The sequence below is a fragment of the Nonomuraea ferruginea genome, assembly GCF_039540635.1.
GTDB classification, from domain to species: domain Bacteria; phylum Actinomycetota; class Actinomycetes; order Streptosporangiales; family Streptosporangiaceae; genus Nonomuraea; species Nonomuraea ferruginea.
On the sequence record NZ_BAABFD010000016.1, the window covers coordinates 78,543 to 104,713 of the forward strand.

The 26,171-nt window shown below is 71.5% G+C and carries 29 protein-coding genes; 8 read left to right on the plus strand and 21 right to left on the minus strand.

Features of this window, described 5'->3' with window-relative positions:
* Positions 1 to 3: 3 nt before the first annotated feature.
* The 6 genes from ABD999_RS28285 to ABD999_RS28310 all read right to left on the minus strand — a co-directional run bounded on the left by ABD999_RS28285 (position 4) and on the right by ABD999_RS28310 (position 5,491).
* A complete protein-coding gene (locus ABD999_RS28285) occupies positions 4 to 438 on the minus strand; it encodes an NfeD family protein (protein WP_148035090.1) in 435 nt (144 codons plus the stop codon).
* A gap of 77 nt (positions 439 to 515) precedes the next feature.
* On the minus strand, positions 516 to 1,661 hold the full coding sequence (locus tag ABD999_RS28290; protein WP_271277493.1) for a L,D-transpeptidase: 1,146 nt from the start codon (positions 1,659 to 1,661) through the stop codon (positions 516 to 518).
* A gap of 73 nt (positions 1,662 to 1,734) precedes the next feature.
* Positions 1,735 to 2,838, minus strand: coding sequence for a fumarylacetoacetase (gene fahA / locus ABD999_RS28295; protein WP_148035089.1), 1,104 nt, complete (start codon positions 2,836 to 2,838; stop codon positions 1,735 to 1,737).
* On the minus strand, positions 2,835 to 3,608 hold the full coding sequence (locus ABD999_RS28300; protein ID WP_219550135.1) for a hypothetical protein: 774 nt from the start codon (positions 3,606 to 3,608) through the stop codon (positions 2,835 to 2,837). The genes fahA and ABD999_RS28300 overlap by 4 nt, the downstream gene beginning before the upstream one ends.
* Positions 3,605 to 4,774 (minus strand): homogentisate 1,2-dioxygenase, encoded by a 1,170-nt coding sequence (locus ABD999_RS28305; RefSeq protein WP_271277492.1) that lies wholly within the window; start codon positions 4,772 to 4,774, stop codon positions 3,605 to 3,607. Before ABD999_RS28305 ends, ABD999_RS28300 begins: the two co-directional genes overlap by 4 nt.
* Positions 4,775 to 4,861: 87 nt before the next feature.
* Positions 4,862 to 5,491 (minus strand): helix-turn-helix domain-containing protein, encoded by a 630-nt coding sequence (locus ABD999_RS28310; RefSeq protein WP_271277491.1) that lies wholly within the window; start codon positions 5,489 to 5,491, stop codon positions 4,862 to 4,864.
* A gap of 158 nt (positions 5,492 to 5,649) precedes the next feature.
* Between ABD999_RS28310 and ABD999_RS28315 the strand changes: the two genes are divergently transcribed.
* Positions 5,650 to 6,210: a hypothetical protein gene (locus ABD999_RS28315; RefSeq protein WP_271277490.1), complete on the plus strand. Its 561-nt coding sequence runs from the start codon at positions 5,650 to 5,652 to the stop codon at positions 6,208 to 6,210.
* Positions 6,211 to 6,250: 40 nt separating this feature from the next.
* Positions 6,251 to 7,363, plus strand: coding sequence for an NAD(P)/FAD-dependent oxidoreductase (locus ABD999_RS28320; protein ID WP_271277489.1), 1,113 nt, complete (start codon positions 6,251 to 6,253; stop codon positions 7,361 to 7,363).
* Here the strand turns inward: ABD999_RS28320 and ABD999_RS28325 are convergent.
* A complete protein-coding gene (locus ABD999_RS28325) occupies positions 7,355 to 8,602 on the minus strand; it encodes an MFS transporter (protein WP_271277508.1) in 1,248 nt (415 codons plus the stop codon). The two genes, ABD999_RS28320 and ABD999_RS28325, sit on opposite strands and share 9 nt — an antisense overlap.
* A 134-nt stretch (positions 8,603 to 8,736) precedes the next feature.
* Here ABD999_RS28325 and ABD999_RS28330 point away from each other — a divergent pair, with 134 nt between their 5' ends.
* Both ABD999_RS28330 and ABD999_RS43990 read left to right on the plus strand, forming a co-directional pair.
* A complete protein-coding gene (locus ABD999_RS28330) occupies positions 8,737 to 10,014 on the plus strand; it encodes a hypothetical protein (RefSeq protein WP_271277488.1) in 1,278 nt (425 codons plus the stop codon).
* A 233-nt stretch (positions 10,015 to 10,247) separates the two neighbouring features.
* Complete coding sequence (locus tag ABD999_RS43990; protein ID WP_378525284.1) at positions 10,248 to 10,646, plus strand: RloB domain-containing protein; 399 nt, start codon at positions 10,248 to 10,250, stop codon at positions 10,644 to 10,646.
* Here the strand turns inward: ABD999_RS43990 and ABD999_RS28335 are convergent.
* Positions 10,606 to 10,806 carry an EF-hand domain-containing protein gene (locus tag ABD999_RS28335; protein ID WP_308249192.1) on the minus strand — a complete coding sequence of 67 codons (201 nt, stop codon included), beginning with the start codon at positions 10,804 to 10,806 and terminating at the stop codon, positions 10,606 to 10,608. The two genes, ABD999_RS43990 and ABD999_RS28335, sit on opposite strands and share 41 nt — an antisense overlap.
* 185 nt (positions 10,807 to 10,991) lie before the next feature.
* On the opposite strand from ABD999_RS28335, the gene ABD999_RS28340 reads away from it, so the two are divergent.
* A complete protein-coding gene (locus ABD999_RS28340; protein WP_271276188.1) occupies positions 10,992 to 12,650 on the plus strand; it encodes an alpha-amylase family protein in 1,659 nt (552 codons plus the stop codon).
* A 47-nt stretch (positions 12,651 to 12,697) separates the two neighbouring features.
* Here ABD999_RS28340 and ABD999_RS28345 read toward each other — a convergent pair whose 3' ends face one another.
* Positions 12,698 to 13,300, minus strand: coding sequence for a TetR/AcrR family transcriptional regulator (locus ABD999_RS28345; protein WP_271276187.1), 603 nt, complete (start codon positions 13,298 to 13,300; stop codon positions 12,698 to 12,700).
* Positions 13,301 to 13,368: 68 nt separating this feature from the next.
* Between ABD999_RS28345 and ABD999_RS28350 the strand changes: the two genes are divergently transcribed.
* Complete coding sequence (locus ABD999_RS28350) at positions 13,369 to 14,100, plus strand: SDR family NAD(P)-dependent oxidoreductase (protein ID WP_271276186.1); 732 nt, start codon at positions 13,369 to 13,371, stop codon at positions 14,098 to 14,100.
* 1 nt (position 14,101) lies between these two features.
* Here ABD999_RS28350 and ABD999_RS28355 read toward each other — a convergent pair whose 3' ends face one another.
* On the minus strand, positions 14,102 to 14,842 hold the full coding sequence (locus tag ABD999_RS28355; RefSeq protein WP_271276185.1) for a cytochrome d ubiquinol oxidase subunit II: 741 nt from the start codon (positions 14,840 to 14,842) through the stop codon (positions 14,102 to 14,104).
* A gap of 180 nt (positions 14,843 to 15,022) precedes the next feature.
* On the opposite strand from ABD999_RS28355, the gene ABD999_RS28360 reads away from it, so the two are divergent.
* Complete coding sequence (locus ABD999_RS28360; RefSeq protein ID WP_271276184.1) at positions 15,023 to 16,207, plus strand: RNA-guided endonuclease InsQ/TnpB family protein; 1,185 nt, start codon at positions 15,023 to 15,025, stop codon at positions 16,205 to 16,207.
* A gap of 45 nt (positions 16,208 to 16,252) precedes the next feature.
* Here ABD999_RS28360 and ABD999_RS28365 read toward each other — a convergent pair whose 3' ends face one another.
* The 3 genes from ABD999_RS28365 to ABD999_RS28375 form a co-directional block, all read right to left on the minus strand.
* A complete protein-coding gene (locus tag ABD999_RS28365) occupies positions 16,253 to 17,503 on the minus strand; it encodes a cytochrome ubiquinol oxidase subunit I (RefSeq protein ID WP_219550153.1) in 1,251 nt (416 codons plus the stop codon).
* Positions 17,504 to 17,600: 97 nt separating this feature from the next.
* Entirely contained in the window at positions 17,601 to 18,269 is a 669-nt protein-coding gene (locus ABD999_RS28370; protein WP_148035073.1) for a response regulator, read from the minus strand.
* Positions 18,266 to 19,390, minus strand: a complete 1,125-nt coding sequence (locus ABD999_RS28375; protein WP_271276183.1) for a sensor histidine kinase — start codon at positions 19,388 to 19,390, stop codon at positions 18,266 to 18,268. The genes ABD999_RS28370 and ABD999_RS28375 overlap by 4 nt, the downstream gene beginning before the upstream one ends.
* Before the next feature lie 82 nt (positions 19,391 to 19,472).
* On the opposite strand from ABD999_RS28375, the gene ABD999_RS28380 reads away from it, so the two are divergent.
* Positions 19,473 to 19,679 carry a hypothetical protein gene (locus ABD999_RS28380; RefSeq protein ID WP_148035071.1) on the plus strand — a complete coding sequence of 69 codons (207 nt, stop codon included), beginning with the start codon at positions 19,473 to 19,475 and terminating at the stop codon, positions 19,677 to 19,679.
* Positions 19,680 to 19,700: 21 nt separating this feature from the next.
* Here ABD999_RS28380 and ABD999_RS28385 read toward each other — a convergent pair whose 3' ends face one another.
* The 8 genes from ABD999_RS28385 to ABD999_RS28420 form a co-directional block, all read right to left on the minus strand.
* Complete coding sequence (locus ABD999_RS28385; protein WP_271276182.1) at positions 19,701 to 20,714, minus strand: fatty acid desaturase family protein; 1,014 nt, start codon at positions 20,712 to 20,714, stop codon at positions 19,701 to 19,703.
* A gap of 124 nt (positions 20,715 to 20,838) precedes the next feature.
* The gene (locus ABD999_RS28390) at positions 20,839 to 21,561 is read right to left on the minus strand and encodes a hypothetical protein (protein ID WP_271276181.1); all 723 of its coding nucleotides are present in this window, start codon (positions 21,559 to 21,561) and stop codon (positions 20,839 to 20,841) included.
* Positions 21,562 to 21,641: 80 nt separating this feature from the next.
* Positions 21,642 to 21,854, minus strand: a complete 213-nt coding sequence (locus ABD999_RS28395; protein ID WP_148035068.1) for a hypothetical protein — start codon at positions 21,852 to 21,854, stop codon at positions 21,642 to 21,644.
* Between the two features lie 89 nt (positions 21,855 to 21,943).
* Entirely contained in the window at positions 21,944 to 22,579 is a 636-nt protein-coding gene (locus ABD999_RS28400) for a response regulator (RefSeq protein ID WP_372452518.1), read from the minus strand.
* Positions 22,580 to 22,977: 398 nt separating this feature from the next.
* The gene (locus ABD999_RS28405) at positions 22,978 to 24,135 is read right to left on the minus strand and encodes a sensor histidine kinase (protein WP_271276180.1); all 1,158 of its coding nucleotides are present in this window, start codon (positions 24,133 to 24,135) and stop codon (positions 22,978 to 22,980) included.
* Between the two features lie 61 nt (positions 24,136 to 24,196).
* Positions 24,197 to 24,814, minus strand: coding sequence for a hypothetical protein (locus ABD999_RS28410; RefSeq protein ID WP_271276179.1), 618 nt, complete (start codon positions 24,812 to 24,814; stop codon positions 24,197 to 24,199).
* Between the two features lie 106 nt (positions 24,815 to 24,920).
* Positions 24,921 to 25,367: a YdeI/OmpD-associated family protein gene (locus ABD999_RS28415; protein ID WP_271276178.1), complete on the minus strand. Its 447-nt coding sequence runs from the start codon at positions 25,365 to 25,367 to the stop codon at positions 24,921 to 24,923.
* Positions 25,364 to 26,158, minus strand: coding sequence for an alpha/beta fold hydrolase (locus tag ABD999_RS28420; protein WP_219546040.1), 795 nt, complete (start codon positions 26,156 to 26,158; stop codon positions 25,364 to 25,366). Before ABD999_RS28420 ends, ABD999_RS28415 begins: the two co-directional genes overlap by 4 nt.
* Between the last annotated feature and the right edge of the window lie 13 nt (positions 26,159 to 26,171).

The following is a 26,171-nucleotide window of genomic DNA, read 5'->3' on the forward strand; positions in this document are numbered from 1 at the left end:
ATCTCACTCCCGGGGATATACGAGGGCGGTGGCGCCGTCGATTTCGATGACGTCGACAGTGGCACCGGTCGGGATCACGAGTGTCTCGTCATACGCCCGCGCTGACCACTCCTCACCGGCCAGGCGGATCCGGCCGTCGTGACCCGTCACCTCCGCGAGAACGTACGCGGGCTTGCCGACGAGCGCCTCCACGCCGAACCTGGTCAGCTGCGGCTGGCGGATGTTGTGACGCTTGACGAGGGGCCGGATCACGACCAGCCCGGCCGTCGACGTCAGGGCGAAGACGAGGAACTGCAGCGGAACCGGCAGGCCGACGGCCGCGGCTCCGGCGGTCAACAGGGAGGCGACACCGAGGAGGCCGAGCGCGGCAGTGAGCGTGAAGATCTCGGCAAGACCGAGGACGACTGCGAGAATTACCCAGATGATCCATTCATCCATACTCCGGCCCTCCTATAGGAATAACGGGACCGTCGGCGCCATCGTTCCCTCTCACCACCGTAATCCGGGATTTCCGCTTACGGCAGAGGCCCGGGTGCGAGAAGAGCGCTGCCGGCGCGCCATTTCTCCCAGGAGAGCTGCCAGAACCCCCATCCGTTGTCCCATTCGAGCTCGCGGTCGGTGCCCGTGATCACGACGGGGTCGCCGCGGAGGGAATGGGCGTAGAACCAGGCGGCCTGGTCGGGGCGGGCGTTGACGCAGCCGTGGCTGACGTTGCGGCGGCCCTGGGCCCACACGTTGTCCTTGGCGTGCACGTACTCGCCGCTGTCGGAGATGCGGACGGCGTGGTCGATCATCACGTCGTAGTAGCCGGGGTCGCCCTCGTCGCGGCCGGGGGAGATCATGCGGACCGGGTGGCCCTTGTCCATGGTCAGGTGGACGCCGCTGGTCGTGGTGTATTCGCGGGTGGTGGCCATGCCGGCGCTGATCGCCATGTGCCGCACGGCGCGGCCGTCGCGGCGGACGACCATGCGGTGGGTCCGGGCGTCGATCTCGGTGGCCTGGTGGCGGCCCACGGTGAAGGCGAACGTCCGGTCGGCGGTGCCGTGGAGGCCGGGGGCTGCCCGGACGCCGGCCAGGTGGGCGGTGACCGTGACGAGCTGCCCGGGGGGCCAGAACCGCCGGGTGCGGTAGACCGCCCGGGTGTCGCCGATCCACCGCCAGGCGCCCTCGACCGGCCGGCCGGCCGTGACCTCCAGAGCCCGCTCCACCGCGGCCTTGTCGCGTACGGGGGAGCCGAAGTCGAGGATGACCGGCATGCCGACGCCCACGGTCTCGCCGGGGAGCGGCGCGGTGGCGGTGAGTTTGAGCGCGCGTCCGGCGGGGCGGGTGCGGAAGCGGCCGGCCGCGACGGTGCGGCCCGCCGCCGTCACGGTGACCGCGTATTCGGCGCCGGGCTTCAGCGTCCAGCGGGAGCGCCAGGTGGTGCCCGCCGCGTCGAGGTCGCCGCGTACCGGGACGCCGCCGGAGTGGGCGACGACCCGCTGGAGCGGGCCGCCCTGGGCGCGCACCACGAGCCCCTGGTCGGGACGGGCGCGCGCGGCGCCGAGCGGCGGGGAGACCTGCACCACGGTCGGGGGCGGAGGCTCCGCCCGCACGGCTCCGCAGCCGCCCGCGAGGAGGAGGAAGGCGGCCAGGCGGATCGTCGCGGCACGCCGCAGCATGTCACTCCTGATGTTCCTGGGGAAGGGTTCCCCAAGATTAGCGAGGAGTCACGAAGCAAGCACGCCGAGTCACTTAACCGACTTTTCCGTAGACCTCCCCGAGGCTGACGTCACCCGCCGTCGCGCGGATCGTCACCGCGTCCCCGTCCTGCAGGAACGTCCTGGTCTCGCCGCTGCGCAGCTTGACGGGGTCGGTCCCGTTCCAGGTGAGCTCGATGAGCGACCCGCGCTCCTCGCGCGCCTCCCCGGAGACGGTGCCGCTCGCGAACAGGTCGCCGGTACGCAGTGAGGCGCCGTTCACGGTGAGGTGGGCGAGCATCTGGTCCGGCGTCCAGTACATGTCCCGGTACGGCGGACGGGAGATCACCTCACCGTTGAGCTCGACCTCCAGCGTGATGTCGAGCCCCCAGTCGTCCTTCCTGCGCAGGTAGTCGATCGGCTCCGGGTCCTGCGTCCGCCCCGGCACCCTGGGCAGCGCCTCCAGCGGCGTCACCCAGGGCGAGATCGAGGTCGCGAACGACTTGCCCAGGAACGGCCCGAGCGGCACGTACTCGAACGCCTGGATGTCGCGCGCGCTCCAGTCGTTGACCAGCGTCACCCCGAACACGTGGTCCTCGAAGGCCCCGGCCGGTGAGCCCAGCTCGGACGGCACGCCCACCACGAACCCCAGCTCGGCCTCGACGTCGAGCTTGGCCGTCGGCCCGTACACCCCCGCCCGGAGCTGCCCGTGCGGGCGCCGGACCGGCGTGCCGGACGGCACGACCGTGCCGGCCCTGCCGTGGTAGCCGACCGGCAGGTGGCGCCAGTTCGGCTTGAGCGGCTCGGCGTCGGGCCGGAAGATCCGCCCGACGTTGCTCGCGTGCTCCAGCGAGCAGTAGAAGTCGACGTAGTCGGCCACCTCGAACGGCATGTGCAGCCGCACCTGCTCCAGCGGGACCAGGTGCGGCTCGGTCACCGCGAGGTCGCCGGACAGCTTGTTCCTGATCAGGCGGCGCGTGTCGTGCCAGGCCGAGCGGCCGCGCGCCATGAACGGGTTGAGCGAGGGGGCGGCGAACACCTCGTCGTGCAGCGCCGCTGCCAGGTCGAGCACCCGGTCGCCGTAACGGACGCCGACCCGGGGCGCCTCCCCCTGCCGGGAGAAGACCCCGTAGGGCAGGTTGTCCAGTCCCCAGCTCACTCGTCCTCCTCGATCAGGCCCAGCGCCTTCAGGTCGTCCATCGGCGTGGTCGTGCTGCAGGAGCCGTAGCTGACCAGGAGCTGCCTGGCCCGCTTCGCCGTCTCCTCAGAGATGGCCCGCGCGATGCGCGTGAGCTGGCCCACGTCGGTGATGCGCAGGGTGGGTGCCGGGTCGCGGCCCTCGACGGCCTCGCACACGGCCACCAGCAGGTTGAGGAAGCCGTGCCGGTCGACGCTGAGCGTCGGGTCGAAGTGGCGCACGGCGTGGTGCAGCCCGGCCGTGGCCTTGAACGGGATGTCGGCGGCCACGCAGAACCTGATGAAGGAGGCGAGGTGCTCCACCGGCGGGAACGCCTCGGCCCGGGCGCCGCCGCAGCGCACCTTCAGGCCCACGCCCTCGGGCACGTCGGGGACGAACTTCCCCGGCGGCACCTCGACGAACAGCCGCACCCCGCCGGGGAGCGCGCGGAGCAGCTCGCGGGCCAGCTCCTCCACCCCACGCTCGGGCGGCAGCTCGGCCTCCGCGATGTCGACGGGCAGGCCGGTCAGGTCCGGCAGCTCCGGGGTGTCGAGGATCAGCCCGACCCACCGCGGCCGGAACTGCTCGGCGCGCAGCCGGCCGAGCCTGCTGGCCGGGCAGAGGAAGCGGTGGGTCAGCACCCGGCTGCCCCGCTCCTGGTTGCGCCGGTGGCGGTCCAGCGCGTCGGACATGTGCAGTGACGTCGGCGGGAACAGTCCCGCGTCGTCGATCAGAGCGGTGTAGAGCGTCATCGTGACCAAGTCCAGGCGTATCCGGGGTCCTCGCAGGCGAGCGCGCCCTGCCCGAGGTCGAGCGGGCGGAAGGTGTCGACCATCACCGCCTTCTCGCTGGTGGTGGTGACGCCCTTGGCGACGGCGTCGATCACCGCCTCGACCGCGCCGGGCTGCGGCCCGTGCGTGAAGCCGGCCGGGTGCAGCGAGATCGAGCCCACGTCGATGCCCGACCCCTTCCGCGCCGAGTAGTCGCCGCCTACGTAGAACATGAACTCGTCGGAGTCGACGTTGTGGTGGTTGTACGGGATCGGCACCGACTCCGGGTGGAAGTCGAGCGGCCGCGGGCAGAACGAGCAGATCACGAAGCCGGGCCCCTCGAACGTCTGGTGGACGGGCGGGGGCGCGTGCGTCCTCTTCACGATCGGCTCGAAGTCGTCGATGTTGAACGCGTACGGATAGAGGTAGCCGTCCCAGCCGACCACGTCGAACGGGTGGTGGCGGTAGACCAGCCGGGTCAGCCCGCCCCTGGTGCGCACCAGCACCGGCACCTCCTCGCCCTCGGCGAGCAGCGGCTCGGCGGGCGCCCGCAGGTCGCGCTCGCAGTAGGGGGCGTGCTCCAGGAACTGCCCGTACTGCGACAGGTAGCGCTTGGGCGGCCTGATGTGCCCGGACGCCTCCACGGCCAGCACGCTGACCCGCCCCACCGGCACCCAGCGGTGGATGGTGCCCGTCGGGATGACCACGTAGTCGCCGATGCCGGCCTCGATCACGCCGTACGTGGACTCGAAGCGGGCCGTGCCCTCCTGGACGTACACGCACTCGTCGCCCATCGAGTTGCGGTAGAGCTCGCTGGGCCGGTCGCTGGTGGCGTACGACAACCGGACGTCGCCGTTGCCCGCCAGCAGGATCCGCCCGGACACCAGGTCGCCCGCGCTGGAGAGCTGCGTGGTGCGGAAGTGGCGCGGCGACAGCGGCAGGTTGGGCTCCAGGCGCGTGTCGGCCGTGGGCGCGACGGCCTCGGCCTTGACGATCGCGGTCGGCAGGTGGCGGTGGTACAGCAGCGACGAGTCGGACGAGAACCCCTCCTCGCCCATCAGCTCCTCGGCGTACAGACCGCCGTCGGGCCGCCTGAACTGCACATGGCGCTTGCGGGGCACCTCGCCCACGGCGCGGTAGTACGGCATCCGCCCCTCCCCATGTCGTCCGATTATCGGACGTATGTGTCCTCTATGCGTGACAACCGTCCGTCATCCCCGGACGGATGTCAACCGTCACCCCAGGGCGGCGGCAAGCTCGGCGGCGGCCTCGACGACACGAGGTCCGGTGGACTCCGCGAGCGGCCCGAACGTGACCACACCCACCGAGGCCTCCAACCAGGGCAGCCCCAGAACGGGCGCCGCCACCCCCCGGGCTCCCTCCTCCAACTGCCCCTCGGTCGCCAGATATGCGGACCCGCCCTCGCGACCTGCCAGGATCGCCCGCCCGGCCGCGCCTTTCGCCAGCGGATGGCGGGCGCCCTCCCGGTAGGCCACGTGCATGTCCGTCCACGACGGCTCGACCACCGCCACGGCCAGCGCGTCGTCGCCCTCGGCCACGGTGAGGTGCGCGGTCGCGCCCACCTGCTCGGCCAGCCGCCGCAGCGTCGGCAGGGCCGCCGCGCGCAGCAGCGGCTGCACGGCCCGCGCCAGCGCGAGCAGCCCGAACCCCAGATGCACCCGGCCCTCGTCGTCGCGGCGCACGAACCCCTCGTTGAGCAGGGTCGTCAGCAGCCGGTACACCACCGGGCGGCTGAGCGACAGCTCCGCGCTCAGTTCGGTCGGGGTCCGCCCGCCCTTCCCGTCGGAAAGCAGCCTGAGCAGACGGAGCCCGCGTTCGAGCGTCTGAGCGGATTCAGCGGCCATGAAGCGATTATCCAGCCACGGTCAGGAGGGAGTGGTGACTGTATGCGGTGAAAAGGGTACGTAGGGGAACAGAACACCGGGGGGTAAGGATGCGGCAAACGTGGATACTCCTGGTTGCCGGGCTGGCCATGTGCGCTTTCCTCCCCGCGCTTCCTTCCGTGGGATCACGGGCGCTCTACGCCACCAGGGCCGCGCCCGCGGCGACCCCGTTCGACCGGCTGGTGGAGGACACCTTCTACCTGACCGTGGGCATCGAGGTCGAGCAGCGCCTGATGCCCGTGGAGAAGGGGGCGCGCATCCGCCCGGGCCCGCGCCTCGCGCCGGGGATCGGGGTGGACGCGACCGGCCGCGTGTACGGCAGGCCCGAGCGGGCCGGCACGTACGCGGCCCAGGTCCAGATCTGCCGCGATCAGGCGTGCGACGAGGAGCGGGTCACGTTCGTCGTGCTGCGCAACGTGCCGTGGGCGCCGGGCGCGCTCACCTTCCCCGGCAGGGCCGGGCAGCGGCTGGACGGGAACATCCAGATCAGGGGCGGGCCCACGGGGGTGCCGCCGACGTTCACCGTGACCCGCCAGGCCGCGCTGCCCCCGGGCGTCACCATCGGCCCGGACGGGCACGTCGGCGGCGTGCCCGCGGAGTCCGGGGTGTCCAGGGTGCCGGTGCGCATCTGCCTGGCGGGCAACTGCGCGGGCGTGGTGGTGACGTTGATCGTCATCTGACCCCTTGATCCGGCGGGGGTCTCCGGGTCACCGTGGTCCCATGAAATCGGTCATCGTGGTCGGATCGGGTATTTGGGGTTCATCGCTGGCGTTGCGGCTGGCCGAAACCGGATGGCGGGTGACGCTGGTCGAGCAGCACCAGGCGGGACACGTACGACAGGCCAGCGCGGGCGAGACCCGGCTGATGCGCTGCTCGCACGGCGGCGAGGAGTGGTACGCGCGCATGGCGTGGCGGGCGCGCGACGGCTGGCGGCGGCTCGGCGCGCGCGCCGGGGAGGAGTTGTACGCGGAAGCCGGCATGCTCTGGTTCGCCCGGACGCCGGACGGGTGGGAGCATGCCAGCGCCCAGGTCCTGAAAAATCTGGATATACCGTGTGAGGTCCTCGACCCGGCCGACGGCGCCCGATTCTTCCCCGACTACAGCCCCGCCGGCCTCAGCCACCTGCTGTGGGAGCCGCACGCCGGCGTCATCAGGGCACGCCGAGCCACCCAGGTGACCGCCAGGCTGGCCGAGTCCGCCGGCGCCCGGATCGTCCGGGCCCGCGCGACCCCGGCGCCCGGCGCCGCCGTCGAGGCCGGGGGCGAGGTGCTGACCGCCGACCGGGTGGTGTGGGCGTGCGGCGCCTGGCTGCCCGAGCTGTTCGAGGTGCCCGTGACCGTGACCAAGCAGGACACGCTGCACTTCGCGGTCCCCGCCGCGTGGACCACGCCAGGCACGCCCGCCTGGGTGGACCACGCCGCCGCCGCTTACGGCCACGGTGACGTGGACGGCGTGGGCATGAAGGCCACCTCCGACGTCGAAGGTCGCCCGTACGAGCCCGAGCACGGCGAGCGCGCCGTGGACGAGGCCAGCGTCGCGCGCGCCCGGTTCTACCTGGCGCGGCGGTTCCCGTCGCTGGCCTCGGCGCCGGTGCTGTTCAGCCAGGTCTGCCAGTACGCGCTCACTCCCGACGCCGAGTGGATCATCGCCGAGACCGAGCCGGGCGTGTGGCTGCTCGGCGGCGACTCCGGCCACGGCTTCAAGCACGCCCCGGCGCTGGCCGAGTACGTGGCGGGGATCCTCGACGGCGAGTACGGGCCGGAGCCGAGGTTCGGGCTGCACGAGCGCGCCCCGGCACGCGGGCTGCGGACCAGCGGGCGGGCCTCAGCTTGAGACGGCCTCCAGGCGGGCCGGGGCGCGCAGGTTGCGCACGCCGGGGGAGAGCAGCGCCGCGCAGGTGGACAGCACCACCAGGCCGCCGCACGCCAGCAGCGCGTTCTGCACGCCCATCAGCGCCGCCGCCGGCGCCGCCAGCATGAGCCCGATCGGGCCGAACATCAGCGAGCCGAGCGCGTCGTACGAGCTCACCCGCGACAGCGACTCCGGCGGGACCTCCCGCTGCATGGTCGTCATCCACAGCACGCCGAACACGTCGAAACAGACGCCCAGCACGAACGCGCCCAATACCGTCAGCCACAGCGGCGAACCCGTCCCCAGCAGGAAGTACGGCAGCGCCGCCGGCAGGCAGAGCAGCGTGCCGACCAGGATCGGCCGGCGCGGCCGCACCCGCAGCGACACCACCACGCCCGCGATCGTGCCGATCGCCTCGCCGGCCAGGAACGCCGACCACGCCGCCGGGCCGCCCAGGCTCTCCTTGGCCAGCAGCGGCCCGAGCACCCCGTGACCGGCCTGGATCGCCATCACCAGGATCGAGAACTGGGCGACCACCACCCAGATCCACTGCCGGGAGCTGAACTCGCGCCAGCCCTCGCGCAGATCCTTCAGCACCGAATGCCGCTCCCCGCGCTCGCGCACCAGAGGAGTGGGCCGCACCAGCGAGATCAGCACCCCCGCGGTGGCGAACAGGGCGCCGCTGACCGCCAGCGCCCACCCGCCGCCGACGAGCACCACCGTGGCGCCGCCGAGCACCGCGCCGCCCATCCTGGCGACGTTCGCGCCCAGGCCGAGCAGCGCGTTGCCGGCCTGCAGCCGCTCGGGCGGCACCACCTCGGGGATGATCCCGGTCAGCGCGGGATAGAGCGCGGCGACGGCTATCCCGCTGAAGGCGGCCGCGGCGACCAGGCCGACCAGGGGGGTCCAGCCGGACAGCAGCATCGCGCCCAGGGTGAAGAAGGCCACGGCGTTCGCCCACTCGCCGAACTGCATCACCCGCTGCCGCGGGAACCGGTCGGCCAGCACCCCGGCGAACAGCATGAACAGCACCATCGGCAGCGCCTCCGCGGTCAGCACCACCGACAGCGTCGTGGCGGTGGCGCCGGGCAGGTCGAGGATGCCGAAAGCGAGGGCCACCGGGGCGAACGCGGCGCCGAGCATCGAGATGGTCCGAGCCGCGAAGAGCAGGGCGAAGCGCCTGTCCCGGAACAGCCCGAGATCGCCGAGGATTTCACGCACGCTCAAGTGTGACGGGTACGAAGCGATGGTGTCGTCCCATTTTCCACACGCCCGGACACAGGCGGTAGAGATCGACCGTTGATACCGATATCGTGCGAGATGCCAGCCGATCACTCCCCGGAAGTCAAGGTGCCATGCGACTGCGGCAGCTCTTCGTCATCGGTCTCGCGCTCTCCCTCCTCGGCATCGGCGTCCCGGCGTGGTCGCAGGACGATCCGCGCAGCTGCAACGACCTCATGGCGGAGGACACCCCCGCGTACGTCGTCTGCCGCTGGATGGCCACCCCCGAGGAAGCCGCCGAGATCGCCCGCTTCTGGCTTGACAACGACGGTCAGAACATGCGCGACACCGGCCCGATGGACCCGATCGTCATCGACTGCACCGAGAGCGACTGCCCGACCGACTCGGAAGGCGACGGTCAGTCGCACGACGTCGGCAGCCCCGACGTCGAGGGCGCCGAGGACGGCGGGCAGCCCGAGTGCCCGACCGCCGAGCCCTGCTTCGTCGACCCCGACGAGGTCACCGGCGCCGCCGTGAAGAAGGCCGCCGAGACCCCCGCCGGCCAGGCCGTCAAGACCTCGGCCACGAGCGGCATGCGCGTCTGGATCGACGCCGAGCTGGCCGACGACCACCAGGCCGGCAACCTCGCCGAGGCCGCCAAGAAGATCGCCGCCCTGGCCGCCCAGCCCGGCGTCGCGGGCATCCGCTTCAGCTCCGGCCTCGGCTACGACCAGACGTTCGCCACCGCCGACGAGCTGGACACGTTCGTCGCCTCGGCCTCCGCCGCGCTCCGCAAGCTCGCCCCCGGCAAGAAGCTCGCCGTCCACACCGCGGTGCCCGTCTTCGGCTGCGGCGCCGTCGCCGAGTGCACCGAGGCCCTCACCGAGAAGCACCCGCTGCTCGACCCCGACCGCATCGGCGCCTGGCTCGCCAAGGGCCTCGTCGACCAGCTCTCCCTCGACAGTGGCCACCTCGCCACCGAGTACGCCACGTGGCGGATCGACGCCGCCACCGCCCAGCGCAACCAGTGGATCCAGGTCCGCGCCCGCGCCTGGGACGCCTACGCGCACATCGCCGCCGAGGACACCGGCTTCGCCGCCCCCGGCGGCTCCCGGCTGACCACCGAGCAGGCCACCCAGACCATCACCGACCGCATCGCCGCCCCGCTCCAGGACGCCGCCGCCGGCACCATCACCCTCTGGACCCGCTGGCAGGACGCCCAGGGCCGGGTCAGCCGCGTGTACGGAGAGAAGTGGGCGGCCAACCCCACCTGGGACCAGCTCAAGAAGCTCACCTCCATCCGCCCCCGCCTCGCCACCCTGTACGACCCGGCGACCCCGGAGGTGGACGTGGCCACAGACCTCCGCAACCTGTCCGAAGTCTTCGGCCAGCTCTACATCCGCACCGTTTAGCCCTCGGTCTTCGCCGGCACGCCAACAGCGCGGTCTTCGCCCTGCAGGGCGCTCCGCGCCCGAGAGCTCAGGCTGTGACCGTGGGGGCACGCCCCCACACCCCCGGCGAGGGGGCCGGCCCCCTCGCGCTCCCCCCGGGGATGGGCCGTCTGGACTCCGTGAAGGCATCTGGAATCGATCAAGACCACAGGCGGACCCTGCGCGTCACTGGCTGACATCAAGCCAAGATCCGGGTGGCCTTCTCCAGCCCTTCTTTCGACTTCTGGCTGTACCTGCACTACGGGATGTACGACGTGCCGCAGAGCGGGTGCAATGATCACGTCCACCGGTTACTCGCGCAGCGCCCGGCTTTCGCCGGCTTCGGCGGGAAGGACAAGAGGATCACCCGGTCGCGGGCAGAGGACCTGCTGCCCCGCGTGGAAAAGGCTTATGCCAACGCGCGGAATCTGGGCATGCGCTGCGCATCCGGCGCGTGCGCTCATCCGGGCGGGGCCGAACCCGGCTGTGATCTCCTCGATCAGGACCCGTCCAGCGGCATGTGGCGGCTTCTCGAGAGTCTGGGAGTCTCGGCCCGTTTCGCCCGCGACGAGCCTACGGCTTCAGGAAGGCGCCGAACTCGTCCAGGTCGATGAGGCCGTCGCCGTCCTGGTCCAGGCGTCGCACGCCTGCCTGGGCGGCTTCCAGGGTCACCGGCTGGCCGAGGATCTCCATCAGGCGGACGAGCTCCTCGGCCGAGATGCGGCCGTCCTTGTCCGTGTCGATGAGGTCGAAGGTGATCGCGTGGTCGCTCATGATGGGCATCCTCCGGGAGATCCGTTTCGGGTCAGACTTTAGTGGCGGTTTGTCGTAGTGCGTGGATGAATGCCGCTAACCGGCAGTCGACGTCTGCGGATGCCCGGCAGAGGCGCGGTCATGCCTGCCGATCCCCGATCTCCCAGACTCGTTCTTTGCCGGAATTTGGGGGTAGCCCGACCCGCATGCGTATGACGTACACGAGCGACCTCTGGTGGAAGAACGCCGTCGTCTACTGCCTCGACGTGGAGACCTTCAAGGACGGGGACGGCGACGGGATCGGCGACTTCCGCGGGCTCACCCAGGAGATCGACTATCTGGCCGACCTCGGGGTCACCTGCCTGTGGCTGATGCCGTTCTACCCCACGGCCAACCGGGACGACGGGTACGACGTCACCGACTTCTACAGTGTCGACCCGAGGCTCGGCACGCTCGGCGACTTCGTGGAGTTCATGCGCACCGCGCACGACCGGGGCATGCGGGTCATCGCCGACCTGGTCGTGAACCACACCTCCGACCGGCACCCGTGGTTCCTGGAGGCGCGCAAGGGCAAGGACGCGCCGATGCGCGACTGGTTCGTCTGGAAGGACGAGCCGGGACCGGAGCCGGAGCAGGTGGTCTTCCCTGACCAGGAGGACAGCGTCTGGGAGCGCGACGACCGCTCCGGCCAGTACTACCTGCACAGCTTCTACAAGCACCAGCCGGATCTGAACATGGGCAACCCGGAGGTGCGTGACGAGATCTCCCGCATCCTCGGGTTCTGGATGGAGCTGGGGCTGGCCGGGTTCCGGGTGGACGCGGTGCCGTTCCTGATCGAGAACGTCTCGCCGCAACTGGGGGAGCCGCACGAGGTCCTGGCCGGCCTGCGCGCGTTCATGACCCGCCGCAAGGGCAACTCGGTGCTGCTCGGCGAGGTGAACCTGCCGTACAAGGAGCTGGTCAGCTACTTCGGCGACGGGCTGGGCGACGAGCTCACCATGTGCTTCGACTTCACCGTCATGCAGCGGGCCTGGCTGGCGCTGGCCCGCCGGGAGGCGGCGCCGCTCGTGGCCGCGCTGCGCGAACGGCCGGACGCGCCTAAGGACGCCCAGTGGGCGACGTTCCTGCGCAACCACGACGAGCTGACGCTGGACCAGCTCAGCGACGAGGAGCGGCAGGAGGTGTTCCGGGCGTTCGGGCCTGAGGAGCGCATGCAGATCTTCGGCCGCGGCCTGCGCCGGCGGATGCCGGGCATGTTCGACGGCGACCTGCGCCGGATGAAGCTGGCCTACAGCCTGATGTTCTCGCTGCCCGGCACGCCGGTGATCTTCTACGGTGAGGAGATCGGGCTGGGCGAGAACCTGGACGTCGAGGGCCGGATGGCGGTGCGCACCCCCATGCAGTGGTCGAAGGACGGCGGCTTCAGCCCGGCCGAGCCGGTGCGTCCGATGCCCGGCGGGCGGTTCGGGCCCGAGCACGTCAACGTCGAGGACCAGAAGCGCGACACCGATTCGCTGCTGCGCTGGTTCCAACTGCTCATCGAACGCTACCGGGAGTGCCCGGAGCTGGCCTGGGGCGAGTACGAACCGCTGGACGCCGGGCATCCCGCCGTCCACGCGCACCGCAGCGACGCCGACGGCGCCACGGTCGTGGCCGTGCACAACCTGGGCGACGAGGCGGTGGAGGCCGAGGTGGAGCTCGACGGGCTGGCCGGCTCCCTGCTGACCGACCTGCTGGTGGACGGCACCGTCGAGGTTCCGGAGTCGGGCCCGGTGCGGCTGCCGCTCGATCCGTACGGGACGCGCTGGCTGCGCGTGTCAGCCCGGAAGAAGCCCGCCGAGGACGCCTCCATCAAGGCCCACTGACCGCGACCCCGGGGCCGGAAACGTCCGCGCAGATCGCGCGGGTCCGGTCAGGGGTGGGGCGGGGTGGTCGCAGGCCAGGCGCGCATCGCCAGGGCGGCGGTGCGTTCCAGCTCGTCGCGGCTCGCACCGTCGCGGGCCTGGGTGGACATCCCCTGGATGACCGCCGCGTAGTAGGCGGCCAGCGCCGCCGCGTCGGCGGACGGGGGAAGCAGGCCGGCCGTCACGTCGCGCTCGATGCGCTCCCTGAGCGCGGCCTTGGCCGCCTCCCGCTTGAGCCTCAGCCCCTCCTCGACCTCCGACGACTCCGGCCCGCAGTTCACCGCGGCCGAGATGATCATGCAGCCGTGCGGGTGGCCGGGGTCGGTGTACTCGTCCGCGGCCTCGTAAAGGATGCGCTCGATGGCCTCGCGGGCCGTCGGCTCCTCGGCGAGCGCACGGGCGGTGAAGGCGCCGTAGCTCTCCTGGTAGCGCCGGAGCGCCTCCTCGAACAGCCGCCGCTTGTCGCCGAAGGCCGCGTACAGGCTGGGCGGTCGGATGTCCATCACCGCGGTCAGCTCGGCGATGGAGGTCGCCTCGTAGCCGTGGCGCCAGAACGCGCGCAGCGCCCGGTCGAGTGCTTCGTCGCGGTCGAAGGCTCGCTGTCTCGCCATGGACCCATTCTATAGCGATCGCTATGTTATTTTTCCTGTAGCGATCACTAAAGAAAGGGAAGTTCATCATGAGGACCGCTCTGGTGACAGGCGCGAGCAGGGGGATCGGCCGCGCGGCGGCGCTGCGGCTGGCCCGCGACGGGTTCCGCGTCGGGGTGCACTACGGGGTGAACGGCGCCGCGGCCGAGGACGTCGTCCGGCTGATCGAGACGGGCGGCGGCAGCGCGTTCGCGCTCCGGGCCGACCTGGGCGACACGGCCGAGGTGGAGTCCCTGGCCGCCCAGCTCCGGCAAGAGACCGACCGGCTGGACGTGCTGGTGAACAACGCGGCCATCGGTACGTCCGTACCGATGGAGCAGGAGACGGTGGAGGCGTTCGACCGGATCTTCGCGGTGAACGTGCGAGGCCTGTTCTTCCTCACCAAGCGCCTGCTGCCGCTCATCCCGAACGGCGGCCGGATCGTCAACGTCACCTCGGGCGTGACGCGTATCGCCTTCCCCCAGGCGATCGCGTACGCCATGACCAAGGGTGCAGTGCAGACGTTCACGCTCGCGCTGGCCAAGGAGGTCGGCCCGCGCGGGATCACGGTCAACAACGTCGCCCCCGGCATCATCGACACCGACGTGAACGCGGGCTGGTTGCGTACCCCCGAAGGAGAGGCGTACGCGACGAGCGTGCACGCGGTCAACCGGATCGGCCACGTCGACGAGATCGCCGACGTGATCGCCTTCGCCGCCTCCCCCGGGGCGAGCTTCATGACCGGCAGTACCCTCGACGCCACCGGCGGCGGCAACCTGTAGGTCAAAGGTAGGAGGGGCCGGTGACGCGGTGCCGGAACGTCCACCACACCCAGGCCTGGGCCGCCACCATCAGCGGCATCATGGCCAGGACGACCGGCCCCAGCACCGCCCCCGACGTGCCGGGCTCCAGCGGCAGCCGGAGCCCGGCCAGCACGCCCACCACCATCAGGGCCGCCGCCGTCAGCGCGTAGGTGCGGCCCTCGCCGGCGCCGCCCGACAGCACCGCCGCGCGCCGCCGCAACTCGCCCCGCAGCCGGAGCGCGGCGAACGCCAGCCCGTGCGTGCCGAACAGCGCGGCCAGCACCGCCACCGGCAGCAGCGCGAGCGGCCCGGTCATGCCGAGCAGCACGTGGCCGAGCAGCCCGCCCAGGCTCAGCGCCAGCCCCCAGCTGCCGGCCACGATCGCGCCGTCCCACCAGCCCTGCCAGAGCCGGCCGTCGAGCCGCCCACGCAGCCACAACCCGGTGTCCCTGACCACCCAGGACAGCAGCAGCGCCACGATCAGCGGGTAGTTGCCGCTCAGCAGCTCGCCCTCCAGCTCGGGGAAGAGCCCGGCCAGCACGCCGGCGGTGACGACCAGCCACACCTCGTTGCCGAGGAAGAACGGGGCGATGGCGGCGATCGCCTCGCGCCGCTCGGCGGGCGTGCGGCCCAGGTACGGCAGCGCCATGCCGACGCCGATGTCCGCCCCGGCCAGCACCAGATAGCCGAGCGCGAAGAACGCCAGAATGAAGATCTCCATCAGAGCCTCCCGAAGGGACCGGCGCCTTCAGGCGACGAGGGAATCGGGAGCGGGATGACCGCCAGGGCCCGAGCGTGCCCTGACCTGTCAGGTCTGCGCATCAGGGATGTCCTTCCAAGCTTTGTCGGCGGCAGCCGATACCGTGGTGTTGTCGTTACCGAACGTGACAGGAGGTGAGGTGTGCGCAGGTCGTTCAAGTTCCTGCTGCGCCCCACCCGCCACCAGGAGATTGCTCTCACCGCGTGTCTGGAGGACCACCGGCAGCTCTACAACGCCGCCCTGGAGCACCGCCGCACCGCCTACGCCAGGGCGGGCGTGAGCGTCCGGTACGGCGACCAGTCGGCCGAGCTGAAACACATCCGGGGGGATGACACCGGCGGGCAGGGCCGCTGGTCGTTCTCCTCCCAGCAGGCCACCCTGCGACGGCTCGACAAGGCGTTCGGCGCGTTCTTCCGCCGGGTCAAGGCTGGACGCACCCCGGGCTTCCCTCGTTTCAAAGGGCGCGGCCGGTTCGACACCGTCGAGTGGCCGAAGGACGGCGACGGCTGCCGGTGGGACTCCCAGCCCGGACATCCCACCGCCACCTACGTCCGCTTGCAGGGCGTCGGGCACGTCCGTGTCCACCAGCACCGGCCCGTGAAAGGCCGGGTCAAGACCATCAGCGTCAAGCGCGAGGGCTCCCGCTGGTATCTGGTCCTGTCGTGCGACGACGTACCCGCCGAACCTCTGCCCGCCACGGGCGCGATGGCCGGGATCGACATGGGTGTCGCCTCGCTCCTCACCACCTCCGACGGCGGCCAGGTGGCGAACCCGCGTCACCTGGCCGCGACCGCCGGCCGCCTCGCAGACGCGCAGCGCGACCTGGCTCGCAAGAAACGGGGCTCCCGGCGGCGGCGCAAGGCGGTGGCCCGCGTCGCCGCGCTGCACGGCAAAGTCCGCCGTCAGCGCCTCGACCACGCGCACAAGGCCGCGAACGCGCTGGTCCGCGCCTACGACGTGATCGTGCACGAGGACCTGCGGATCGCGAACATGACCCGCAGCGCGTCCGGCACGATCGAGGCTCCCGGCCGGAACGTCGCACAGAAGTCCGGCCTGAACCGGAGCATCCTGGACGCGGGCTGGGGGGTGTTCCTGACGATCCTGTCGCACAAGGCTGAGAGCGCCGGTCGCAAGCTGATCGCGGTGAACCCCGCCGGCACCTCCCGCACGTGCTCGCGTTGCGGGCATGTGGCGAAGGAGAACCGCGTCACCCAGGCCGGGTTCGCTTGTACGGCGTGTGGGCATGCCGCGCACGCCGATGTGAACGCGGCGGTCAACATCTTGAGGGCAGGGCTTGCCCTTCGCCAGGTTGCGGAAGCGGCTTAGCGAGAAGCCGCTCCCTTCAGGGAGCGGAGGAGTCACGTTCGCTCCTCAGAACGCCGGGACGGGCTCGGGCTTCTCGGCGGGCCGCGCGCCGAGGCCGACGGCGGCGGGCCCGCGCCGCGCGGTCCTGGCCAGCAGCCAGGAGTTGATCACGGTCAGCGCGGCGAACACCGCGGTGAACGCGATCAGGGAGAAGCGCATCACCCCGTCGCCCACCGGCGACATCGCGTCCTCCGTGGTGAGCAGCCCGTAGACCGCCCACGGCTGCCGCCCCACCTCCCGGAAGACCCAACCCCCGATCATGGCTCCGAACGGCAGCGGGATCGCCGCGATCAGCACCACGTGCCAGGCGCGGAAGCCGTGCACCACCGGCCGGATCAGCATGAGCACGAAGTTCAGCCCCGAAAGGAAGAACATGATCCCGAACAGGATCAGCATGGTCAGCGCCCCGGCCTGCACCCACTCCACGGGCGGCAGGTAGTCGCCGGGCCCGTGCAGCGCCGTCATCTCCGCCTGGACCGCGGCGGCGCGGTCGGCGTCGCCCGTCCAGGCTGCGATCTTGCCCGGCTGCAGCGTGGCGAACCCGACCCCGCCGAACGCGGCCGTCACCATCGTGGCGGGCAGCGCCACGCCCGCCCCGATCCGCAGCGACTTGCGGAAGAAATCCTGCTCAGGGGTACGCCTGAGCAGGTGGTAGGCGCTCACCCCGGCCATGAAGAAGCCGCCGACCATCATCGCCCCGCCCAGGACGTGCCCGAGCGCCACCATCGCCGCCGGGTTGGCCACCATCGCGCCGAAGTCGGTGATGTGCAGTGTGTGGCCGTCTGACCGGTAGCCGACCGGGTTCTGCAGGAACCCGTTGGCCACCAGGATCCAGAACGCGGACGCGTACGCGGTGAGCGCGACGATCCAGATCAGCGCCAGGTGCGCCCAACGGTTCAGCTTGTCCCAGCCGAAGATCCACAGGCCGAGGAACGTCGACTCGATGAAGAAGGCGACCATCGTCTCCAGCGCCAGGGCGGAGCCGAACACGTTCCCCGCGAACTCCGCCAGCCCGCTCCATGCCATGCCGAGCTGGAACTCCATGACGAGCCCGGTGACGATGCCCATCGCGTAGTTGATGATGTAGAGCTGGCCCCAGAACCTGGTCATGCCCACGTGGACCGGGCTGCGGCTGATCGTGGCCCGGGTCTGGATGACGGCCACCAGCGTGACCAGGCCGAGCGTCAGCGCGACGAAGAGGAAGTGCGCGCCCGCGGTCAGGGCGAACTGCAGGCGCGCGAGGTCGACGGTGTCCATAGAGGTCAGGGTCGGGCGACGATCACCTCTCGCGCGTCAGCCCGCGGCGTGCACTCACCGTACTCCCGGGGTTTCACCCGCCCCGGGGACGTACTCCTCAGGAGGTAAGCCAGCCCGGCGTGATGACACCGGCCTCGTAGGCGAGCACCACGAGCTGGGCGCGGTCGCGCACCCTGAGCTTGGTCATGATGCGGCTGACGTGGGTCTTCGCGGTGGCCGGGCTGAGCACCAGCTTGGCCGCGATCTCGTCGTTGGAAAGCCCGCCCGCGACCAGCGCCAGCACCTCGCGCTCCCGCTCGGTGAGGGCGTTGAGCTCAGGGCCGGGCTCGGGCCGCTTGACCCGGCCGGCGAACTCGGAGATCAGCCGGCGGGTGACGGACGGCGCGATGAGCGCGTCGCCCCTGGCCACCACGCGGACGGCGTGGATCAGCTCGGCCGGCTCGGTGTCCTTGACCAGGAACCCGCCGGCGCCCGCGCGCAGCGCGCCGTAGACGTAGTCGTCGAGGTCGAACGTGGTCAGGATGATCACCTTGACCGTGTCGAGCCGCGGGTCGCCGGCGATCCGGCGGGTGGCCTCCAGGCCGTCGAGCTCGGGCATCCGGATGTCCATCAGCACCACGTCCGGCCGCAGCTCGCGGGCCAGGGTCACGGCCTCGGCGCCGTTGCCCGCCTCCGCCACCACCTCCAGGTCGTCCTCGTCGCTGAGGATGGACCGGAACCCGGCTCGTACCAGGTTCTGGTCGTCGGCCAGCAGCACGCGGATCATGGGGCTCCGTCCAGCGGTAGTGAGGCGAGGACGCGGAAACCGCCCTCCGGTCGTGGCCCGGCCTCCAGGCTGCCGCCGAGCGCGGCGGCGCGCTCGCGCATGCCGCGCAGACCGAAGCCGCTGCCCTCGGTGAACGTGACTCCCGGGCCGTCATCGTCCACGCGGATCAGGATATGCCGGTCATCTGAGGAGACGGTGAGCGTGGCCTCGCCGGCGCCGGAATGGCGGGCGACATTGGTCAGCGCCTCGCGGATGATCCGGACGGCGGCCAGGTCGACCTCGACCGGCACCCGGTCGAGCGGCCCGGACAGCTCGGTGTGGACCTTCAGCCCGGACGCCCCGACCAGCTCGTCCAGCCGGGACAGGCTGTCGGCGGGCGCGGTCGGCGCGTCCTCGTCGACCTGGCGCAGCACGCCCAGCGTGGTGCGCAGCTCGCGCAGCGTCTCCTTGCTCGTCTCCTTGATCGTGCGCAGCGCCAGCTCGGCGTCTTCAGGCCGCTTCCTCATGCCGTGGAGCGCCGCCGACGCCTGCACGTTGATCAGGGAGATGTTGTGACCGAGCACGTCGTGCAGCTCCCTGGCGATGCGCAGGCGCTCCTCGCCGGCCCGCCGCCTGGCCTCCTCCTCCTTGCCGCGCTCGGCCTCGTGCGCCCGCTGCTCGGCCTCCCGCAGGTAGGCGCGGCGGTTGCGGGCCACGCTGCCGCCCGCGATGGCCGCCACCACCCAGCCGGCGATCATGACGAACGTGCTGTCGTCCACGTGGCGGACCTCGCCGCTCTCGCCCAGCCCCATGGCCAGCAGCGCGACCGAGCCGGTGGCGATGGCGGCGATGAGATGGCCGCGATCGGCCGCGGTGTAGAGCACCAGGAACGGCAGGAAGATGATCGGCGCGTCCAGCGAGGTGAAGGGATAGTAGGCCACGGTCGCCCCCATCACGGCGACCAGGGCCCCCACCGGGCAGCGCTCGCGGAACAGCACCCCGGCCATGGCGACGACGGGCAGCACCACGTCGAGCACGCCGGGATGCCGGTCGGCGCGGACCACCCAGGTGACGGCGAGCGCCACCACGGCCACCGCCACGACGGCGAGTGACATGACCGTGCTTCCCGGCAGCCTGCGCATGCCCCCCATTCTCCCGGTCCGCGCAGCGTACGGGCCATACACCGGAAGTCGTAAGCGGGCCGCTCGCGGGTACAGCCCCGGGATGAGCAACGAAGAGGAACTGCGCCGGCTCGACGAGGACATTGCGCGGCTGAAGCAGGAGAACCGCGAGCAGCGCGAGCAGATCAGGGACATGGGGGCGACCGACCAGACGGAGATCGCCTCCCTGATCACCCAGGCCGACGAGCAGGCGGGACTCATCTCCGAGTTGGAGGAACGCCGAGAGAGCCTGCGTCGCCGGCAGGGCTGAGGACAAGGCGGACGGGACGGGTCAGCGCAGCGCGGCCCCCACGTCGTGCAGGTGCCGCAGGGCCTGACCGTACGAGCGGAACAACCCGGTCTCCAAGTAGCTGACGCCGATCTCCTCGCAGTAGCGCCGCACGATCGGCTGGGCCTTGCGGAGGTTGGGCGCCGGCATGTTCGGGAACAGGTGGTGCTCGATCTGGTAGTTGAGCTGGCCGAGGGCGATGTCGGTGACGACGCCGCCCCTGACGTTGCGCGAGGTGAGCACCTGCTTGCGCAGGAAGTCCAGCTTGTCTTCTGCGGTGAGCACCGGCATGCCCTTGTGGTTGGGCGCGAACGAGCAGCCCAGGTACACGCCGAACACCCCTTGGTGCACGATCAGGAACAGCAGCGCCTTCCCGAACGGCAGCACGGCGAAGACCGCGCCGAAGTAGAGCACGAAGTGCGCAAGCAGCAGCGCGCCCTCGGTGCGGCGGCGCCTGGCCCCGGGCTGGAACAGCGCCTTCACGCTGGCCACGTGCAGGTGCCAGGCCTCCAGCGTGAGCAGCGGGAAGAACCAGAGCGCCTGCCGCTTGGCGAGGAACCGGGGCAGGCCGCGGCTCCTGGACACCTGGTCCTCCGACCAGACGATCACCGCGGGGGAGACGTCCGGGTCGTGGTCCTCGTGGTTGGGGTTGGCGTGGTGCTTGTTGTGCTTGGTGTTCCACCAGCCCCAGCCGAGGCCGATGCCGAGGTTGCCGACCAGCATGCCGACGAGGTCGCTGGTGCGGCGGGTCCTGAAGACCTGACGGTGGCCGAGGTCGTGGGCGATGAAGCCGACCTGGGTGAAGACCACGGCGAGCACGACGGCCACGAGCAGCTGCAGCCACGAGTCGCCCACCCAGACGAACAGCGCCCAGCCGCCCACGAAGGAGGCCGCGACGATGGCGCCTCGGACGGCGTAATAAACGGGACGCCGGTCGAGTAGACCGGCCTCATTGATCTTGGTGGCGAGTCTGGCGAAGTCACTGCCTCTGGTCGCCAGGCTGACGGGTTCGGCCACAGGTCTCCCTCGGTGTCGCGATGGACGGATGCCCCCAGACTGACGCATCCGCTGCCCTCGTGAAAGATCCGGAAGCGCGGGTCGGCCCGCGAACCCCTTGCCTGCCGGTCAAACTTGCTCAAAATTAGGCAAGCTTCCCCTGCCGTGCCTCGAACGGGAGCTGCGGCACAGTCGCCTCGCTGAACTCCGGCAGCCCCACCACCAACTCCTTGCCCACCACCCGCAGCCCACGCGCCGCCGCGCGGGCGTCCATGCCGCGCCGCTCCATCGCGTAGAAGGAACCGCGGCCGTAGTCGATGCGGATGCTCTCCAGCCCCGGCCGCTCCCGCGCCAGACAGGCGCCCATGGGCTTGCCGAGCGCGTCCGGCGTGACGCCGGTGTGGGCGTTGCCCGCGACCACCAGCGTGGGGGCCGCCACCGTGTCCAGCACCCGCCGGGCCATGGCGGAGTCCCTGTCCGGCCGGTCGGCGCCGTCGAACAGCGTGAGCGTGATCGGGGACAGCCGCCGCAGCACCGCGAGGTGCCCCGCGGTCACCCGGCCGTCGCCCACCCACCAGTGCGCGCTCTCCAGCGGCGTGCCGTGTCTCAGGTACGTGTACAGCTCCATGGTCAGGCCGCCGTGCCAGTCGAGCGCCAGGCTGCCGAGCCCGAGCGCGTCCATCAGCCGCAGGATGACCAGCGGGTTCTCCCGTACTCCTGGCATCTCGCCGAGCAGCAGCAGGCCGGTCTCCATGAGCGACCGGCGCGCTCTCGCCAGGGCGGCCTCCTCCATCGGCAGCTCGAACCCGCTCGTGTCGAAGTCGGCCACGGCCCGCGTCAGGCCGTCGATGGTGTCAACGCCCGGCATGCCCTCAGGGTGATCGGGAACGTGGAGCGGTGCAACGGCCGTGTCGCCCAACGGTCGTGCGCGTTCGCCCAGCGGTCAGGTCACCGCGCGGACAGCCGGTCGAACAGGGCCAGCGCCGCCTCCCGCACCTCCTCGGGCGAGAGCCCGTCCAGCGTCCGCCTGGCCTGCGCGATGTCGCGGGTCGTCGCCAGCGTGATGGCCACGGACGACGCCGCGGCCCGGTCGACGGATCCGGCGGGCGCGGCGTCGGCCAGCTCCTGGGCGTTGGCGGCGAGGTCGAGGTTGTCGTTCAACGGGGCTCCTCAGTTGGTTGGTCGGGCCATTGCATCATTCTGCGGCGTATTGTTTCCATCACTCGTTGAATGACGACTTGAGCGGGTCGTTACGCACCTGGGACGGCCAGCCCCGACTCGTAGGCGGCGATCACGGCCTGGACCCTGTCGCGCAGGCCCAGCTTGGCCAGCAGGTTGCTGACGTGCGTCTTCACCGTGTGCTCGCTGACCACCATGGCCTCGGCGATCTCCGCGTTGGACAGCCCGCGGGCGATCAGCTGCAGCGTCTCCCGCTCCCTGGCCGTCAGCACGTCCAGCGCCCCGGGCCTCGGCCTGGCCGGCCGGGACGTGAACTCGCGGATCAGCCGCGTCGTCACCGACGGGGCCAGCAGCGACTCGCCGGCCGCCACCACCCGCACCGCGTTCACCAGGTCGTCGCGGCGCACGTCCTTCAGCAGGAACCCGCTGGCGCCGGCCCGCAGCGCGTCGTACACATAGTCGTCCAGGTCGAACGTGGTCAGCATGAGCACCCTGCACCCGGTCTCCGCGCACACGATCCCGGCGGCCTCGATGCCGTCCATCCGGGGCATGCGGATGTCGAGCAGCAACACGTCCGGCCGGTGCTCCCGAGCCGCGGCCACCGCCGCCAGCCCGTCCCCCGCCTCGGCCACCACCCGGATGTCCGGCTGCGCGTCCAGGATCATCGCGAACCCGCTCCGCACCAACTCCTGATCATCCGCCACCACCACCCGAATCCCCCCATCCGTTCCCCCCTGACGTGCGGTGTCGGCACGAAGCGGCGGCTCTTCAGGCGGCCCCCCTCCGGGGTGACCCATTCGTGGGGGGTTTGCGCGGAAGGGCGGGCCGTAAGGGGGTGGGTCTTCGGGCGGCTCCCCTCCGGGGTTTCCCGTTAGCTGGGGTTTTGTGCGGAAGGACCCGTTGTGATGGGGAGGTTCTTCAGACGGCCCTCCGCGGGGGTGTCCGGTTGGTGGGGGGTTTGCGTGGAGGGGAGTGCCGTGACGGCGTGGGTTTTGAGAGGTCTGCCCGCTGAGGCTTCCGGTTCGTGGGGGGCCTGCGTGGAGGGGTGTTCCAGGAGGCTCCTTGGTGACGGGAGGCCGGCTTTCTCCGGGGAGGGGTGAGGGGGTCATGAGAGGGGGAGGCGGGCGGAGACGTGGAAGCCGGGGGCGTCGGTGCGGGGGCCGGCGGTGGCGGTGCCGCCGCAGGCGGTGGCGCGTTCGCGGATGCCGATGAGCCCGTGGCCGCCGGAGGGCAGGGCGCGGCCGGCGCCGCGGCCGTCGTCGGTGACGTCGATCATGAGGGTGTCGTCCTCCCAGGTGAGCCGGATGCCGGCACGGGTGGCGCCGGCGTGCTTGACGATGTTGGTGAGCGCCTCCTGGACGATCCGGTACGCGGCCACGGCGCTCGCGGCCGTCACCGGCCTGGGCTCGCCCGCGACCTCGAACGTCACCTCCAGCCCCGCGCCGGAGACCTGCGCGGCCAGCTCAGGCAGGTCGTCGACGGTGGGCTGGGGCGCGCGCGGCGCGCCGCCGTCCTCCTTCAGCACCCCCAGCATGCGCCGGATCTGCTCCATAGCGTCACGCCCGGCCCCGGCGATGGCGTCGAACGCCGCCTCCGCCCGCGCCGGGTCCTTCCTGACCGCGACGGGACCGGCCTCCGCCTGTACCACCATGAGGCTGACCGCGTGGGCGAGTATGTCGTGCATCTCGCGGGCGATCCTGGCGCGCTCACGTTCCGCGGCGCGCTGGGCCTCCAGCTGGCGTTCCCTCTCCAGCCTGGCGGCCCGTTCCTCCAGCGCCGCCGCCTGGGCCCGGGAGCCGGCCGCCGCCCTGCCCATCGCGTACGCCGCCACCAGCAGGATGCCGCTGCGCAGCGCCGTGTCCGGCGAGCCGGGCAGGAAGAACGACCCCACCACGGTGCAGGCGAGCAGCAGCATCCGGATCGGCCGGGACGACAGCGCGGCCACCGTGTAGTAGGCGACCAGCTGGCCGTACCAGACGGGCTGCTCGGCGACGGGGGCGGCCAGGTCGTACAGCAGGCTCGTGGTCAGCGACACGATCAGCACGGCCAGCGGGGCCCGGCGGCGCCAGACCAGGGGCAGCGAGGAGGCGACCGCGACCACGTACCCCCACCAGTGCCACGGCAGGCCCTCGTACTGCCGGGTGGTCAGCAGCGGCCAGAGCTGCGCGCCGGTGACCAGGAGAGCGAGCGCGCCGTCCACCAGCAGGGGCGGCAGCGCTCGCGCGCGCCGCCGCAGCACGGTGACAAGCGGGGGCTCCTGCACGGCTCCCCATCCTCCCGCACCGTACGGCGAATCCCGAAATATCGCCCCCGTACGAGCCCGCTCAGACATGAGCCGGGACGGACCGGCTCCTGGCCCGCAGCGCCAGCGGAAGGAACGCGACCACGGCCAGCGCGGAACCCACCGGGATGAGGTCGAGGGAGATCACCGGAAGCACGGTCTGGGCCAGGACGAGCAGCGGCATCCAGGGCCGCACGTGACGCCCGGCGGCGAGCTGCGCCGAGAGGGCCACCAGAGCGGCGTAGAACAGGACAGGCCCCGCCTGGTAGACCAGCAGCGACACCCCCGGCACCGCCTGGACCTGGTCGAACAGCGGCCCCATGGCCTCGTGGTCCGCGGCCATGAACCCGACCACCACGTCCACGGCGAACTGGACGAACGCGAACCCGATCCCCGCGAGACCGGCGGCGAACGTGACGGTGGCCATCCGGGTGCGCCCGAGCAGCGCCCGCATGTCGTGCAGCATCACCGCGAACAGCACCAGCGCCGCCATGAACGCCAGGTGGCCGAGTGTCCAGGCCGCCCCGGGTCCTCTGCTCCCGTCGAACCCGTCGACGATCCTGAGCACCCCGTAGACCAGGGCGAGCAGCGGCGCGGCCAGGTACGAGCAGGCCGCGAGGGTGGTGGGCGGTGCGGCGGGGGGAACGTGCCGGACGGACATGGTGGCTCCTTCGAAGCGGTCGAGGTTGCCCACCCATCCTGAGATTTCCGGCGCCTCGGCGGATCGCCGCCAGGGGCGATCCTCGGGCTCACTCTCACGAGGGATGTCAGGCCTCGCCCGCGGCGAGCCTGGTGACCGCGTCGGCCACCCGCCGCTGCCTGGTCTCGGCCTTCTTGGCGCCCTCGACCTGCAGCACGACGCGCCGCTGCCGGGAGTACGACAGGCCGTCGAAGAACGCCTTGGCCGCAGGCGCCCGGTCGAGCGCCTCGGCCAGGTCGGGCGGCACGGTGACCGTGCGGGGCTCGGTGTCGAGCTCCAGGCCGACCTCGATCTCGTCGCCGGCGGCCACGCCCGCGCCCTCGCGGTTCTCGGCGGCGAGCGGCAGCATCGAGCGGCCGCCCATCGGCGCCACCGTGCTGCGGTAGACATATCCGTTGATCGTGACGCGGACGGGCGGGCGTCTGCCCGCTCCCAGCTCGGCCACCACCTCGGGCGGCACCTCGATCCCTGTCGCGGTCCTGCCGCTCAGCTCGACAGTGGTACGGAAGATCATCGGAAGAACCCCTTGAGTACGGGCGCGAGAGCGGCGGGCTTGACGATGTGGGTCTGGCCGTCGAGCGTGCGGTGCTCGGCGTCGGGGAGCACCCGGGCCAGGTCGCGGGTGCCGTTGCGGATCCAGGCAGGGCTCTTGCTCCCGTCGACGACCAGGGCCGGCATCTTGACGCCGTCCCACCGGCCTTCGGGCAGCGGCCTGCCGTGCTCGAACTCGGTCACGAACGCGGCGTCGTACGGCAGCGTGCGGGCGACCTTCTTCATCGTCGACCAGCCGGGCATGAGGGTCATCATGGCCACCACGGGGGCGGGCAGGTTGACGCCCCGGCGCATGAAGTAGCGGATCGCCGCGCCCGGCTTGCCCTGGGCCAGCATGGTCTCGATGCTCGCCGTGTAGTCGGCGGGGATGGGCGGGCGGGTGCCGTCGACGATGAAGGGCGGCTCGTACACGGCGATCTTGCTGACGGGCAGCCCGCTCGCGGCGGCGGCCAGGGCCAGCGCGGCGCCGGAGGAGATGCCGTACAGGAAGACCGGCTCGCCGATCATCTCGATGAGGGCGGCGATGTCCTCGATCTCCCGCTCGGGGGCGAACGGCGTGGTGTCGCCGCTCTCGCCGCGGCCGCGCCGGTCGTAGGTGTAGACCGTGTGGGTGTCGGCCATCTCCTGGGCGAGCGGGGTGTTGGGGCCCGAGGCGCGGTAGCACATCGCGCCGTCGACGAGCAGCAGCGCGGGGCCCTGGCCGGTGCGCGTGTAGGCGATGGTGGTGCCGTCGCGGGAAATCACGGTGTTCATGTCCTGCCTCTTC